Genomic DNA, 14,135 nt, shown 5'->3' with positions numbered 1-14,135 from the left:
TGTTGTGTCGACGTTGTTAGACTTTGCCTGGCCGTGGCATTGGGCTATGCTCGGCGCTATTGCCAAGGGGATAGCCGTAATGCCCCATAATCCGATAAGGACATTGTCTTGAAATTACTGCCTATTTGCGCCGTTTTCGGCTTGAGCCTATACCTGCTGGCGGGAAGGGCCATCGCGCTCGACCTTGCTTTCGACAGCAAAGCAAAGGAGCCGGTCAGTGGTGCGCAGCGGATCATTGCCCTGTCGCCACACGCGGTGGAATTGCTGTTTGCCATAGGTGCCGGCGACAGGATAGTGGCCACCACGGACTACGCCGACTATCCGGAGGCGGCCAAGCAAATCCCCAGAATTGGTGGCTATTACGGCATCCAACTGGAGCGGGTACTGGAGCTTAAGCCGGATTTGATAGTGACCTGGTCCGGTGGCAACCGCGCCGAGGATATTTCCCGCCTGGAGGAGCTGGGTCTGCCGCTGTTTGCCAGTGAACCCAAGGCCTTGGCGGACGTTGCCGATGAGCTGGAGGCATTGGGCAGACTCACGGCGTTGGAGGCCAAGGCCACGGCCCAGGCGACCCAGTATCGCGACCGGCTGGAGCAGTTGCGCCTGGACAACAAAGACAAGGCGAAAGTGAAGGTCTTTTATCAGCTTTGGTCCGAACCCCTGATGACAGTGGCCAGTGGCAGCTGGGTGGCGCAAATTCTGGAAGTCTGCGGCGCCGACAATGTATTCGCCAACGCCAAGGGGGAGTATCCCCAGGTCAGCTTGGAGGCCGTGCTGCAAACGGCGCCCGAGGTCATTATTCAAACCGGGGATGCGGGCAATGTGCAGCTGCTGGACTGGAGCCGCTGGCCCGAAGTGCCGGCGGTGGCCAGGGACAGGATTTATCAGCTTAATGCGGATCTGCTTCACAGGGCGGGGCCGAGGACAATAGATGGAATTGCCCAGGTTTGCACCACCCTCGACCAGGCCCGCTCATCTGCTTTGTGAATGGCGGAATTGCTTCATTGTCTGCGTCTCGCCACCCCATCACATACTGATGTATGCTCAGGGGCCGGCTCAACTTGACGGCTTCGCACTGCCACCATTCACTGTGCAGCTGAATGTGAGTTGGAATTGCTTCACTTGCTTTCATTTCATCAATGCTCAGGGGCTGCAAAAACTCAGCGGCTTTGTCCTGGCCCGGATCGGATTGCGGGCTAATTTGGCTATAGTGCAGATGAATGAGAGGTGGGATTGCTTCCTTTCTTTGACAAGCAGCTAGCGTCTCGCCACCCCATCACATACTGAATCTATGCTCAGGGGCTTGCTCAACTTGACGGCTTCGCACTGCCACCATTTCAGGTGCGAAGTGGCTGTTATTCAGCGCTTTATCCGACTCAGCAGTTCTGTGGTTTCGGCGACCACCAGCTCGGGTTCTTCGAACTGGGTGTAGTGGTAGCTTTTGTCGGTCAGCACGGCTTTGCCCTGGGGGAAGGCATTGGCCCAGTCGCTGTGGAGCTTGCCCCACTTTTCCCGCCCGGCATCGCTGAAGAACAGTACCGGTGGATTGTCATATTTCTTGATGGAGGCTATCACTGTCACCGGTATATTCGGGATTTGTGGGTAGTCGGGCAGGGGGCGTTTGGCCCAAAAGTCCAGATACTGGTTCGACATGCCATTTTGCAAATCGTCCATTTGTACCTGGGCAATTTCCTTTTGTGCCTTGGCCAGGTCTATTTCGCGCATGATGTCGACATCATGCTCGGACGCCGGCTCCACCAGCATCAGGGCCGTGACTTTTTGCGGATAAGTTGCGGCAAAGGTGCGGGCGATATAGGCGCCGTAGGAATGGGCCATGTAGACCACGGGTTCTTTAATCTTCAGGGTGTCCAACAGCAACATGGCCTCTTCGGTATACTCTTCGCTGCTGTAGTTCTTGCGCAGTTTGGCCGAATTGCCGTTGCCAATGCGGGAGTAGCGAATGACCTTGGCCTTTTGGGCTAATTGCTGGTAAACGGGATCCCAATCCGACATTCCGGCGGAGCCGCCGGCTTCCAAAAAGATGGTGTGCTCTCCCTGACCCGAGATTTCATATTCCACCTCGTAGCCCTTGATTGTCACCTTGGCGGGAGTCGCCAAGGCGCTGAGGGGGAAAACCAACAGCAAAGATAACCAGCGAAATTTCATCTGCTACTCCTGTAACTCATCCGTGTGCGCAGCTGTGTTCAGGCATAAACCCGCCTCCTGGCTAGCCGGAAGCTATGTCCATATTTGTTGCTGCTGTTGAAAATGCAAAGGGAAAATACAGAGATTCAATTGCTTATACAAGAAAGGCGTGGGGATGCCCCATAGCGCTGGACGGAAAGTGTTTATTCCGCCCAGCTTAAGTAGTGTCATTTTGACGTGCCGCATCATGACCGAATGACAATGGGGTGCAGTGTAGCCCCAGCAAAACCAAGCGGGGGCGTTATTGGCAATGGCACCGCTTTTTTAGGGCGCCATGGTTTCGGCCGTGACCTCCCAACCCGCCTCTATGCCGCCGGGCAGCATCTGGCCGCGGTCTTCGCCCACTTCGGTGTCGATTAGCTGATTGAGCTTATCGTTCATGGCGACTATCAGCTCGCCGTGTTGCTTGCCATCGGCGCCCAGGTTGGTCATTTCCAAGGGATCGGCCGTGACGTCGTATAACTCCACATCATTCAGGCGGTACAGGTCTTCCAGGCTGGCAGGGCGATTGTGTTGTTTGGGGGAGAAGTAGCGGGCAAACACATGCTCGCCGTCGTAAACCATGCGCACGGCGCCGCGCTTCATCATGTCCGGCACTATGCCGGCTTCTTTCAGCTGCTTGGGATTGCCGCCCTGGTGGATATGGGCCACGGCCTTGTGCAGGAAGTCGCCGTCCAGGTAGGCAAACATGTTGTAGTTGAACAGCACCCCATCGCGTACCGCATTCACTCCCGCGGCTTCGGGGGCGGCCAGCACGGCGGAGAAATCCTTACCCGGCAGTCCCTTGGTGATGTCGGCGTGTTTTTCCGGCGTCACCCCCGTCAGTGACACCAGGGTCGGCGCCAGATCGAGATGGGAGGTCAGGGCCCGGCATTGCTTGCCACCGGGGTACGCCGGATGGGCCACTATCAGCGGCACGTTGTTTTGCTCGCGGTAGGCCACGGCGCCCTTGGCATGCAGCAGGTGGGCGCCGTCCATGTCACCGTGATCGGCGGTCAGTACCACTATGGTGCTGTCGCTGAGACCCGCTGCATCCAATTCGGCCAGCACAGTGGCGATGTTGCGATCCACATCCTGCAGGCAATTGAGGTAATAGTTGTGACGCCGGCGCCAGCGGGCTTCTTCATTGGGAATTTCGCCCACCAGGGCATCGTGGGCGCGCAGGAAGTCCAGGTGTGCGGCGGGTCGTCCGGGAGCATTCAGCGCCTGGGCGTGGTTTGCCGGCAGGCTAAAGGGCCATTGTTTGCCATAGAGGGGATCTCTGGGTTCGCGCACCACGTGGCTCAGGGCTTGGCTCGCCTGATGCTTGGTGTCCGGTGCATCTGTGTCGTAGAACATCACATCGTGGGGGTTCACCAGGTTGACCGCCAGGAACCAGGGCTTGCCTTCGGCCGCCAGTTCCCGTCCCTTGCCGCGCAGCCAGCTGACGGACATGGCGGCGATCACTCCATCGTGCAGGTAGCCGCCCTGATGGTGGGCTATGATGTCGCCCACACCCAGGTAGTCGGAGAAGCCATAGTCCTCCATTTCCTGGGTGAAAATCTTGGTTGGGGTGCCGAGTTTGTTGACCGTCTCGAATTCCTTGGTCAGGTGCCACTTGCCCTTGTAGGCGCTGTAGTAACCTGCGTCGCGCATCATGTCGCCCAGGGTGCGGATCTTGGTGGACATGCTGTCTATCCAAGGGAAATTGGTATTGTCGAACATCCGGGTGTGCTGTATGTGTTGCCCTGTGTAGATCAACGACCGCGACGGGGTGCAGACGCAGGAGTTGATCCTGTGGTTGGTGAAGCTGGTGCCGCGACTGGCCAGCAGTTCATGGGCCGGCAATCTGTAGCCAGACGGCAATTCGCCTGGGCGGAAAAAGCGCTCCTGATCGGTCAGGATAAAGAGGATATTATAAGGGCCTCTGTGGCTTGTGCCCGCCTGGGCCGACCGGTTTGCACCCGCGGCCGTGGTCACAGCTTGATCTGGCCCTGCCGGGGTTGCCGCATCGACAGTCCCCAAGCCCAGCGCTGCAATTCCGGCTCCGGCCATTTGCAAAAACTCACGCCTGGAAACCGAAGACGGGGAATCATCGTTCTTTTTCATCTCATCACCTTACCATCAAAGGATTGGAACCGGCCTGCTGCTGGCGTCTCCGGTGACTCTTTTCATCTTGGTCTTCAGTGACGTGACGCAGCTAAGCACACCAATACCAGCACTCAAACAAGTGTAGTTGCTGATGGTTGGATCCGATTCGACTGAAGAGAAAGACAGGGTTCCAAGATAAGACTTTGGGGGATCTCCTCGTAAAAGCTGCAGGTGACTGTTGGCGAAGCACAACTAACCATTTGGGATGGTTATCCTGTCACGACAGTTATTCGCGCTGCGTGGCTTTATTTCCACTGCCGTTTTTATAATGCATCACTATGGTGTGTATTAACTCCTGCGTCAGCTCATAGCCCGAGTCGCCGTTGTTGGCCAATGCCACTATCTCCAGATTGTATTTCGGGTAGAAGAACAGCTGGGTCTGATAGCCATCCTGGGAGCCGCCGTGGGCGAAGAAGGGTTCATCGCCATAACCAATTTCCCAGCCCAGGCCATAGAGGCCATCATTACCCATGTCGGCATGTACCTGGGTCATCAGCTTCAGTGTTTCCCTGGAAATGAGCGCGCCTTGCTTCAGGGCGATGATGAATTTGTTGAGGTCCTCCAGGCTGCTGATTTGGGCCATGGCTCCCGTGGTGTATTGCTCTATACCGAAAAAGCGGGGGCTTTTGCCAAAATTCAACGCCGCGTCAGCGCTTAGCTTGGTTCCTTTTTCCACCAGGTAGCTGTCGACCATACCGGCGGGAGCAAATATATGCCGCCGCATATAAGTGGCAAAGGACTCGCCGGAGGCGGCTGCTACTATCTCGGCGAGCAGGACGTAGCAGCTGTTACAGTAGATGGCTTCGTCTTGCTCCCTTGGCTTCACCTGCACCCGGCTCGAGGTGATAAACGCCAAGAGAGCCCGGTTGTCCGCACCATTGGCCAGAGCCAGGTTGGCGTCGGAGAAAAAGTCCCGAGAAAGGGAGACTCGGTGCGACAGTAACTGCCGAATGCTGATTTTCTGCCATTTTGCCCCGAGTGTTGGCAGGTAAGTGGTTACTGCATCATCCAGGGATAGGCTGCCCTTTTCGATCAGCTGCATTACAGCGATGGCGGTGAAGGGTTTGGCGATGGAGCCCAGTCTGAAACCTGTGTGGTTGTTGATCCCTAACTGTTCAATTTTGTTTGCCAAGCCTCGATGATATTGTCCCTGTACCTGGTCATTGTGCCTGACTAAGAGTGAAAGACCCGGTCCTTGGGGGTCAACCTTGCCTAAAAGGACCGAAATTTTGTCATTCAAGGTCAAAGGTTCGGATGCTCGTGCATCTTGGGTGACAAGCAGCAAAACCAGTGTGATCATGGCAATAAACAGATAAAAATGCGCAAAACCTGACATTAATTGAAGGCGCAAGCCAGCTTTCATTGTCCCTTTTTCATATGCAGAAATAACAGAGGTGGTGTTGGCTGAACTGGAATAATTCAAATTAGATTACCTGGATTAAGGGGCCGAAAGTTCATGCAGCTTATTCTCAATCTCCGTCCGTTGAATAGCAGACAAGGGTTGTTTTTGTAGCTGTTGCAGCGCCAATTTGTAGGCTGCATCCAATGCGTCATCTTGATTGGTTTGTACATCAGGTTGAACCCCTACACTTTCCCAATTGGAGTGGGTAATTGGATTGATGGCCTTGGCTGTGGGGATGGCCACCTTAAAGCCGTCAATGAGATTGAAATACTGCCAGGGATTGGCACCGCCCTTGGTGATTTCACCCACAATGATTGCGCGTTTGCGTGACTGAAGGTTGTAGGCAAATTCCTCAGCCGCGGAAAAGGTATTGGAACTGGTTAACACGTAAACGGGAACCGACGTCAGGGCGCTGAAGTTTTCGTCCGGTGTTGTCCAATATTCGACTGTGTTGCCGGTGCTCTTATTATAAATACTGTTAAGGTGCACTTTACCTTCGAACAGAGAACTGCTGATCAGGCGTACCATGTCAGGACTGCCGCCACCATTATTCCTGAGATCAAAAATGATTGCGTCTGCATCCGAAAGAAAAGCCATCGCGTGTTGTGCTCGTGCCGTGGATTTTTCATTCAAGAGATCAAAACCAAAAAAATCCAGGTAGCCGATATTCCCTTCTAAAACTTCCGCCCGGGTAAAGCCGGAGTTTTTCCGGTTTAATTTAGCAAACCAATTCTCGGTGGCCTTGCTGTCCTTGGCTTTTGAGCCATCTGCACCTTGCCACTTAACTGCGAAGTGTTTATCGAAATGCTGTAGCTTGGAGGTTAACGTCTTGGCTATCTCTTCGGGTGGTTGCGTGGCGTTAAGACTGGTCTGCTCAAGTGCCTTAAGGATCTCAGGTATGCTCTCTTCTTCAACATAGTGCTTACTGATGTTTTCCCGCAGCAGATCCAATAAACGGTCGTTGTCTACCTTTTCCTGGGCTACCGCCGGATGCATAAGCAGTATTAAAACCAGTGCAGTCAATGCTTTCATTCTGTCCTCTGAATGTTAAGCCAACTATTGCCATCCACTTTTTACTGGCAAAGCAATAAAGCTGGGTATCGGATAACCCATGAACAATGCCATTGAGACATCTGTGAGCCCGTCAAGTTCAAAAACCAAGTAAAAACAATATATAAGTCGTTGGTAACAGCGCTGCTTAAAGTGGGGCACCTACACGGTGGGGCCCACCTGGCAGATTGGAGCTGTTTTAACGCTTGTAGGTTTGTATTCGGAAAATGCTGCAGGTACAGGCAGGTGTCGTGTTTTTTACCAGCGCAAGGCTGCTGTTTTCTTGCCCAGCACTGTGCCATCGAAGATGAGTTGTGCCGTGCTGCTTTCATTGTCAGCATCGGCACCCAAACCCGCTCCGAAACCTACACCAAAGCCGGCACCAAAACAGACGTGTAGCGGCAGCAGGTGCTCTTCCCTTGGGTGACAATGGTGGGCACCGGGGGCCTGCTGCCAGTTTGTCAGCGCCCGGGTCTTGTGGCCGGCATCTGTCGCCGCATTGGTACAGGTGTCGATAAGCCAGGCCTCGAAGGCGAGATTATCCCTGTCAGGCTCGCTGCCACGGCCAAAGGCCCTCAGGTTGTGGAAGGAAAACCCCGAGCCCAGGATAAGCACGTTGTCATGGCGCAGCTCGGCGATGGCCTTTCCTATGGCTATGTGCTGCGACGGTGACAAGCCCTTGACCAGTGACAGCTGCACGCAGGGGATCTGGGCCTCGGGATACATGAGTGTCAGCGGTACGAACATGCCATGGTCGAAGCCGCGTTTCGCATCCAGTCTGGCGTCAATGCCTGCCTGTTCCAACAGCGTCTTCAGGTGAGCGGCCAGGGCCGGATGCCCCGGGACTGGGTAGAGGATCCGGTAGCTCTCAGGCGGAAAACCAGAGTAGTCGTAGATGAGTTCAGGTGCCTCGGCCGAGGTAATTGTGGCCACATCTTCTTCCCAGTGGGCGCTGATGATGACTATGGCGTCAGGGGCAGGAAAGCTCTGCGGCAGGGCCTTAAGAAAGCCTATAAGCTCCCTGTGACCGGGTTCATCGAGCAGTGGCAGCGGGCCACCGCCATGGGGAATAAAGATTGCGGGTGCGTTCTGGTTCAAGCTGAATACCTCTATTGTGAGTCACTGTCCTGAGAGTGAGCTGTGCTTCGGTCTCTGTCTGTCGATGTTCCAGTGCTTAAACGCTCAATAATCACTTTGGCCACCCGGCGGCTGGAGGGTAGCAGGGTATGGGGCAGGGGCAGTTCGATGCATTCTCCCAGGCGGTCCTCAAGCAACCAGGGGGCAGTGACTTCGCTTTTGGCCACTATGCCGTCATTGCTTTCCCCATAGAAGGGCGGCATGCGGCCGCCTATGCCACGGGTGCCTATGATGGCGGTGCAGGGAATGCCGAGCTGTAAATTGGGGGCGCCAATGGCGGCCATCCGCTGTGCATTGCCCAGCAGTTGCCCGGCGTCACCGGCAAACAGCCTGAACAGCGGATGATGTTGCAGCTTGTGGGCGAGCCTTGAGGCTCCTGTGGGAGAACCGAGCAGAAATACCCATAAGGGCAAATTTTTGGGTGCTTGGGCGCCGGTCAGCAGCTTACGGATAATCACCCCACCGAGGGAGTGACCGATAAGGATATAGGGCGCCTGGTTGAGTTTGTCTATCTTGCGTTTTAACCGGGCCGCCACCCGGTCCGTATCTTCGGTTGCCGCCAGATAGCCCAGCACATGGCAGGAAATACCCGCTTTCCTCAGGGGCAGCAGCAGGGGCAGGGCAGACAGGGGCGTGCGCCCAAGGCCATGAACAAAGATGGCGTGCATAAACAACTCCCGATACATTCCCTTGAAGCCTTTGTTTTTAGCTGGCTAAATGGGCTAACGCAAATGAATCATTGTCCATTTTGGACAACTCGGGAGGAAAAATGACCACACTGCTCGCTTGCCTGTTACTCGCCATGCTGCTGCCTTATCTTGCCAAGGCGCCGGTGGCCCTGGCCATGGCCAAATTGGGCGGCTATGACAATCATCATCCCCGCAGTCAGCAGGCCAGGCTCGAAGGCTTCGGTGCCCGGGCACTGGCAGCCCATCAGAACGCTTTTGAGTCCCTGTTGATATTCGGCCTGGCGGTACTGGCCGTGCTGGCAACCGACAGTGCCAACGGCATTGCCGAAGGGGCGGCTGTGGTGCATATAGTGGCGCGGCTGGGCTACCAGCTGGCCTATCTGTATGACAAGGACAAACTGCGTTCAAGTCTTTGGTTTGTTGGCATTATTGCCAGCTTTACCATATTGGCTCAGGCATTGTAGTACTTTAGTCCGTTTTAAAGCTTTTTTACCGGGCGACTGCCGGAGAATAGTTCCCAAGTAGCATAAGAATGAGAAAAAAGGGCCGTTGTTCATTGATTGACCTTGATTTAGCTTGGTTTGTGCTCAGGAATGAGCGCTGAAGTTAACTAATAAGCCAAGATAAACAAGGGATTAAAATGAACAAGACTATGAGTAACATGCTGAAGGCTATTGGGGTAATGGCCGCTTTGGGTTTCGGTCAATCCGCGTTTGCGGCCGATATGGTTTGCAATCTGAACGTGAAATCAGGCGGTTATGTGGATGGCAACGGTACCGCTCACTGTATTGGCTTTGATTACAGTTTCGGTAGCAGCACCTCAGGCACTTATTCCATTGAGAACGTCACCAAGCCTATTTCCTCCGTTATCTGGAGCGGCAACGCCAAGTGTTCCGGTGGCGTATCCTGCGGAGTGACAGTTCGTGCCTATTCCATCAATAAGGCCAGCGCCACTATCCTGTACAAGGACGGTACCTGGGAGCAAACCAATACCGCCAACATGAGTTACGAGACAGGCTACTAAGCCGAATTCAGTTTGATAAAAAGAGAGGCCTTGGCCTCTCTTTTTTGTTGTCACCCTAAAACCACCTCCTATGGAGGTGGTGATCGTTCTGGTGGGGCTTTGCCCGGAGAATGCCCATGCTAAATACTCCCTCGGTTTGTTACCAGCAAATCAAGGAGTAAGTAGCATGAGCAGATATGAATCCGCGTCTCACGTATTCTATCGTTGCCAGTATCACCTCGTTTGGACACCCAAGTACAGGTACAAAATCCTGAAAGGTAATCTCGGCAGAGAGCTTTATCGAAGTATCTATGTTTACTGCAACATGAAGAAATGCAGAGTCGTGGAACTAAATGTTCAGGAAGATCATGTCCATCTAGTAGTCAGAACCCCACCCAGTCTAAGCGTGTCGGATTTAATGGGTTTTGTTAAAGGGAGAACCGCGATCAGGATGTTTGCCAAATTTCCTTATTTAAGAAAGCACAAGCTCTGGGGGAATCACTTCTGGCAACGGGGTTATTTTGTGGACTCAGTAGGAGCAAACGAAGACATAATCCGTAGATATGTACGGCACCAGGAAAAGACAGCCAAAGAAGAAGAGAAACGGCAAATAGCGTTAGGGTTGGAAGGTTAGTTTTTAAGCCCCCTTTTAGGGGGCTGTGTCAAAGCCACCTGCTATGCAGGTGGATTTTTACTGAGTAATCTCGGTCAGGTGTTTTACCGCCACACAAGTTGTTTGTTTTTTAAAACGCCACCTTTCTCCCCCTGCCATTGCTTGAACAATCCCGCCGGACAAGCTGCTGTCCGTGTCCGCATAACGGACACGGAACATCATGGGACATCGGACACTTTTCATCGTGTCCGCGGACAGTTTTAACTTCTCTGCTAATGCTTAAGGTGTTGTAAATAAATAAAAAACAATCTTGGCATGATCCTTGATTGTTTATGCTCAACCAGATTAGGGCGGACGGGCCGGACAGGCTCGGTCAGACAGACCCGGAACCAGATTGACAGGAGAAACAAATGATCAGGGATACCAGCGGACAGGACCAGATAGTGGTTTCCAACCCAAGTCGCAGCAAATGGTTATGGCTCAGCGGCGGCCTGGTGGCTTTAGGGCTTTTAGGCTCCTGGGCCTTGGCAAGTGGCAACGACGGGGTGGCACTGTCGGTCAAGCGCAGCGAGCTGGTGACCGCCACCCTGACCCGCGGCACCCTGGTGCGCGACATCATCACCAGCGGCAAGATAGTGGCCGCCAATGCGCCTGTGCTCTATGCCAATGCGGAAGGCATGGTGACCCTTATCGCCAAGCCCGGCGACAGCGTCGCCAGGGGGCAGGTGCTGGCGCAGATTGACAGCCCGCTGCTGGCCAACACCCTGGCCCAGGAGCAGGCCCGTCTGGCCGGACTGGAAGGTGAAGTGGAACGGGCCACCCTTAATGCCCGTCGCGAGCAGCTCAGTGCCCAACAGGTCATGGATACGGCGCAGGTGGAGCTGGATGCCGCCGAGCGTGAGAGCCGTCGTGGCGACCTGCTGATAGCACAGGATCTCATCAGCCGCATCGATTTTGAAAAGACCAAGGACGATTTCAAGAAGGCCCAGTTGAGATTTGCCCATGCCAGTGAAGAGGTGGCCCTGATGCGGGATACCCAGGCCTTTGAACTCAAAAACAAGGGACTGGAACTCAAGCGCCAGCAACTGGTGGTGGATGATCTGCGCCGTCAGGTGGCGGCCCTGGAAATCAAGGCGCCGGTGGATGGCATCATAGGCAACTGGCTTACTGAGCAAAAGGCCCGTCTCAGTCGCGGCCAGGCCATTCTCACCGTGGTGGATCTGACCGCCTTCGAGGCCGAACTGGCGGTGTCCGAAAGCTTTGCCGATGAGCTGGGGCTGGGCATGGAAGTGGAGCTGGATCTGGGCGGCGTCAAGACCCACGGCACCCTGTCATCCATATCCCCCGAGGTCAGCCGTGGTGAAGTCTTGACCCGGGTTCGTTTTGACAATCCAGAAGGACTGAAACTCAGGCAAAACCAACGTCTCAGTGCCCGTATCCTGCTGGAAAACCTTGAAGATGTGCTTATGGTGCGCCGCGGCAGTCTGGCCAGTGACGGTGGCACCTTTGCTTACCGGATAGAAGGCGACCTGGCCAGTCGGGAAGCCATCAAGCTCGGTGCCCGCAGTGTCGCCTATGTTCAGGTGCTCGAAGGCGGGCAGGCCGGGGATGAGTGGATTATCTCAGGCACGGAAAAACTGAAGAAAGCCGAACGTGTCCGCCTTTACTGAGTATCGGGAGCCCAAATCATGACGACCCAAGTTATAGACAAGGCCGGCCCTTGGATGGCAACGGCACTGATATTGTCCCTGGCATTGCTGGTCCAGGGGCTGACGAGCAACCCCAGCCTGGCGCTTTTGCTGCTGCGCTGAGAACCCATTTCGATTAACCACAGATTTTGATTAGCAACCGCTTTCGATTAACAAATAAGGGAATAATCACATGTTAACAATGAAGAATATCAACAAGCTGTATCGCACCGAACTGGTGGAGACCCATGCGCTGCGCGATTTCAACCTGAACGTGGCCGAAGGGGAATTTGTGGCCGTAACCGGTCCCTCTGGCTCAGGCAAAACCACCTTTCTCAACATTGCCGGTCTGCTGGAAAATGCCAGCGGCGGTGAGTATCTGCTCGATGGCGTCAATGTGGCCCAGCTCAGTGACAGCGCCGCCGCCAAGGTACGCAATCAGAAAATCGGTTTTATCTTCCAGGGCTTTAACCTGATCCCCGATCTGAACCTGGCGGAAAACGTCGAACTGCCACTGCGCTATCGCGGTTTCAACGGCGCCGAACGCAAACGCCGCGTCGAACAGGCCCTGGCTCAGGTGGGACTGGCGTCAAGGCAAAAGCACCTGCCCTCCCAGCTGTCCGGCGGCCAGCAGCAGCGGGTGGCCATTGCCCGCGCCCTGGCCGGTGAACCGCGCTTTCTGCTGGCGGACGAGCCCACGGGTAACCTCGACAGCCTGATGGCCCGTCAGGTGATGGAGCTGCTGGAAGAGATCAACCGCGCCGGCACCACCATTATCATGGTGACCCACGATCCCGAACTGGCCCGCCGCGCCGCCCGCAACATCCAGATAGTGGATGGCCAGGTGTGCGACTTCAATACTTTCCAGGGCGCCCCCCGTGCCGTGGTCAACGGTTAAGGAGCCTGCCATGCTGATGCATTATTTGGATCTCGCCTGGCGCTCGCTGCGCAAAACGCCGCTGATGTCGTTGCTGATGGTGTTCGCCATCTCTATCGGCATAGGCATCACCATAATGACGCTTAACGTCCACCAGGTGATGAGTGCCAACCCCTCCGCTGAGCGCAGCGATAAGCTGCTGAGTGTGCAACTCTGGTCCCAGGGACAGGATACCTGGCGCGACTACAGTGCCATTCTCACCTATCAGGATGTGATAAACCTCAGGCGTGGCACTGTGCCCGTGCGTCAGGCGGCCATGTTCCGCACCGGCAAGGCGGTCACCACAGACAATCCGAATATCGAGGCTGAAATGCAGTCTATTCGGATAACCGACAGTGATTTCTTCGCCATGTTCTCTGTGCCCTTTCTCTATGGCAACGTGTGGGACAAGGCGGTGGATGAGGTGCCCGAGCACGTGGTGGTGATTGGCAAGGAGCTGAACGATAAGCTGTTTGACGGTCGTAACAGTGTGGGTGAAACCCTGTACCTGAACACCAAACCCTATCGTATCGTCGGGGTTACTGATCGCTGGTCACCCAAGCCCAGGTACTATGACCTGACTACGGGCAGCATGAATGATGCCGAGTTGCTGTTTGTGCCTTTCTCGCTGACGCCAATAGAAGAGTTTGAGGTATGGGGCAACACCAACGGCTGGAAGTTTGAACCCTTGCGCACCTTTCAGGACCGGATGGCGTCAGAAAAAGCCTGGTTGCAATTCTGGGCCGAGGTGGACTCGCCGGAGCAGAAAAAGGCCTTTCAGGACTACCTGAATGCCCATGTGGACAGTCAGCAACAACTGGGTCGTTTTACCGACAAGAGCCGTGACTCCTGGGCCCGAACCATGAACGTGGCCGAACTGCTGGACTTCCATGAGGTGGTGCCGGAAGACAACAAGATCCTCATCGGTCTCAGCCTGCTGTTCCTGCTGGTGTGCCTGGTGAACATTCTTGGCCTGATGCTGACCAAGTTCCTCAAACGGGCCCCCGAGGTGGGGGTACGCCGTGCCATCGGCGCCAGCAAGCGGCAGATTTTCGCCCAGCATTTGGTGGAAGTGGGCTGTATTGGCGCCATAGGCGGTGCCTTGGGGTTGCTGTGGGCCTGGGCGGCGCTGCAATACCTGGCCAAAAAGTTTTTCCTGGAAGAGGCCATGACCAATCTTGATCCCAGCATCTGGGTCATTGCCCCTGCCATCGCCATAGTCTCGGCCATGCTGGCCGGCATGTATCCAGCCTGGGTGATCTGCAAGACCAAGCCCAGCGTTTACCTCAAGAGCCAATAAGG

The 14,135-nt window shown here is 55.0% G+C and carries 14 protein-coding genes; 8 read left to right on the top strand and 6 right to left on the bottom strand.

What is annotated here, in order from left to right:
* Positions 1-108 precede the first annotated feature (108 nt).
* Positions 109-987: a cobalamin-binding protein gene (locus JYB85_RS14335; RefSeq protein WP_407695860.1), complete on the top strand. Its 879-nt coding sequence runs from the start codon at positions 109-111 to the stop codon at positions 985-987.
* 372 nt (positions 988-1,359) lie between these two features.
* Here JYB85_RS14335 and JYB85_RS14330 read toward each other — a convergent pair whose 3' ends face one another.
* The 6 genes from JYB85_RS14330 to JYB85_RS14305 form a co-directional block, all read right to left on the bottom strand.
* Positions 1,360-2,166 carry an alpha/beta fold hydrolase gene (locus JYB85_RS14330; RefSeq protein ID WP_207379827.1) on the bottom strand — a complete coding sequence of 269 codons (807 nt, stop codon included), beginning with the start codon at positions 2,164-2,166 and terminating at the stop codon, positions 1,360-1,362.
* Positions 2,167-2,469: 303 nt separating this feature from the next.
* Entirely contained in the window at positions 2,470-4,293 is a 1,824-nt protein-coding gene (locus tag JYB85_RS14325) for a sulfatase-like hydrolase/transferase (protein WP_207379826.1), read from the bottom strand.
* 268 nt (positions 4,294-4,561) lie between these two features.
* The gene (locus JYB85_RS14320; protein WP_228730267.1) at positions 4,562-5,635 is read right to left on the bottom strand and encodes a serine hydrolase domain-containing protein; all 1,074 of its coding nucleotides are present in this window, start codon (positions 5,633-5,635) and stop codon (positions 4,562-4,564) included.
* A gap of 138 nt (positions 5,636-5,773) precedes the next feature.
* Entirely contained in the window at positions 5,774-6,769 is a 996-nt protein-coding gene (locus JYB85_RS14315; protein ID WP_207379824.1) for a S41 family peptidase, read from the bottom strand.
* A 276-nt stretch (positions 6,770-7,045) separates the two neighbouring features.
* The gene (locus JYB85_RS14310; RefSeq protein ID WP_207379823.1) at positions 7,046-7,885 is read right to left on the bottom strand and encodes a DODA-type extradiol aromatic ring-opening family dioxygenase; all 840 of its coding nucleotides are present in this window, start codon (positions 7,883-7,885) and stop codon (positions 7,046-7,048) included.
* A gap of 11 nt (positions 7,886-7,896) precedes the next feature.
* Positions 7,897-8,592, bottom strand: coding sequence for an esterase/lipase family protein (locus JYB85_RS14305; protein WP_207379822.1), 696 nt, complete (start codon positions 8,590-8,592; stop codon positions 7,897-7,899).
* 101 nt (positions 8,593-8,693) lie between these two features.
* On the opposite strand from JYB85_RS14305, the gene JYB85_RS14300 reads away from it, so the two are divergent.
* The 7 genes from JYB85_RS14300 (at position 8,694) to JYB85_RS14275 (ending at position 14,133) form a co-directional block, all read left to right on the top strand.
* Positions 8,694-9,077 carry an MAPEG family protein gene (locus JYB85_RS14300; protein WP_207320625.1) on the top strand — a complete coding sequence of 128 codons (384 nt, stop codon included), beginning with the start codon at positions 8,694-8,696 and terminating at the stop codon, positions 9,075-9,077.
* 176 nt (positions 9,078-9,253) lie between these two features.
* Positions 9,254-9,637, top strand: coding sequence for a hypothetical protein (locus tag JYB85_RS14295; protein WP_228730119.1), 384 nt, complete (start codon positions 9,254-9,256; stop codon positions 9,635-9,637).
* A 166-nt stretch (positions 9,638-9,803) separates the two neighbouring features.
* A complete protein-coding gene (gene tnpA, locus JYB85_RS14290; protein WP_207381940.1) occupies positions 9,804-10,250 on the top strand; it encodes an IS200/IS605 family transposase in 447 nt (148 codons plus the stop codon).
* A 389-nt stretch (positions 10,251-10,639) separates the two neighbouring features.
* Positions 10,640-11,899 (top strand): efflux RND transporter periplasmic adaptor subunit, encoded by a 1,260-nt coding sequence (locus JYB85_RS14285; RefSeq protein WP_207379821.1) that lies wholly within the window; start codon positions 10,640-10,642, stop codon positions 11,897-11,899.
* Positions 11,900-11,917: 18 nt separating this feature from the next.
* Entirely contained in the window at positions 11,918-12,040 is a 123-nt protein-coding gene (locus tag JYB85_RS19035; RefSeq protein ID WP_266097104.1) for a hypothetical protein, read from the top strand.
* 70 nt (positions 12,041-12,110) lie between these two features.
* Positions 12,111-12,815 carry an ABC transporter ATP-binding protein gene (locus JYB85_RS14280; protein ID WP_207379820.1) on the top strand — a complete coding sequence of 235 codons (705 nt, stop codon included), beginning with the start codon at positions 12,111-12,113 and terminating at the stop codon, positions 12,813-12,815.
* A gap of 10 nt (positions 12,816-12,825) precedes the next feature.
* Positions 12,826-14,133, top strand: a complete 1,308-nt coding sequence (locus tag JYB85_RS14275) for an ABC transporter permease (protein WP_207379819.1) — start codon at positions 12,826-12,828, stop codon at positions 14,131-14,133.
* The last annotated feature ends 2 nt before the right edge of the window (positions 14,134-14,135 follow it).

It is taken from the genome of Shewanella sedimentimangrovi (assembly GCF_017354965.1).
GTDB classification, from domain to species: Bacteria; Pseudomonadota; Gammaproteobacteria; order Enterobacterales; family Shewanellaceae; genus Shewanella; species Shewanella cyperi.
This window is presented reverse-complemented; position numbering and strand designations above follow the sequence as displayed.

What these genes read in the sequence shown, in the direction of transcription:
- JYB85_RS14330 (WP_207379827.1), bottom strand. Translation starts at nt 2,166, where the DNA reads ATGAAATTTCGCTGGTTATCTTTGCTGTTGGTTTTCCCCCTCAGCGCC.
- JYB85_RS14325 (WP_207379826.1), bottom strand. Translation starts at nt 4,293, where the DNA reads ATGAAAAAGAACGATGATTCCCCGTCTTCGGTTTCCAGGCGTGAGTTT.
- JYB85_RS14320 (WP_228730267.1), bottom strand. Translation starts at nt 5,635, where the DNA reads ATGATCACACTGGTTTTGCTGCTTGTCACCCAAGATGCACGAGCATCC.
- JYB85_RS14315 (WP_207379824.1), bottom strand. Translation starts at nt 6,769, where the DNA reads ATGAAAGCATTGACTGCACTGGTTTTAATACTGCTTATGCATCCGGCG.
- JYB85_RS14305 (WP_207379822.1), bottom strand. Translation starts at nt 8,592, where the DNA reads ATGCACGCCATCTTTGTTCATGGCCTTGGGCGCACGCCCCTGTCTGCC.
- JYB85_RS14300 (WP_207320625.1), top strand. Translation starts at nt 8,694, where the DNA reads ATGACCACACTGCTCGCTTGCCTGTTACTCGCCATGCTGCTGCCTTAT.
- JYB85_RS14295 (WP_228730119.1), top strand. Translation starts at nt 9,254, where the DNA reads ATGAACAAGACTATGAGTAACATGCTGAAGGCTATTGGGGTAATGGCC.
- tnpA (WP_207381940.1), top strand. Translation starts at nt 9,804, where the DNA reads ATGAGCAGATATGAATCCGCGTCTCACGTATTCTATCGTTGCCAGTAT.
- JYB85_RS14285 (WP_207379821.1), top strand. Translation starts at nt 10,640, where the DNA reads ATGATCAGGGATACCAGCGGACAGGACCAGATAGTGGTTTCCAACCCA.
- JYB85_RS19035 (WP_266097104.1), top strand. Translation starts at nt 11,918, where the DNA reads ATGACGACCCAAGTTATAGACAAGGCCGGCCCTTGGATGGCAACGGCA.
- JYB85_RS14280 (WP_207379820.1), top strand. Translation starts at nt 12,111, where the DNA reads ATGTTAACAATGAAGAATATCAACAAGCTGTATCGCACCGAACTGGTG.
- JYB85_RS14275 (WP_207379819.1), top strand. Translation starts at nt 12,826, where the DNA reads ATGCTGATGCATTATTTGGATCTCGCCTGGCGCTCGCTGCGCAAAACG.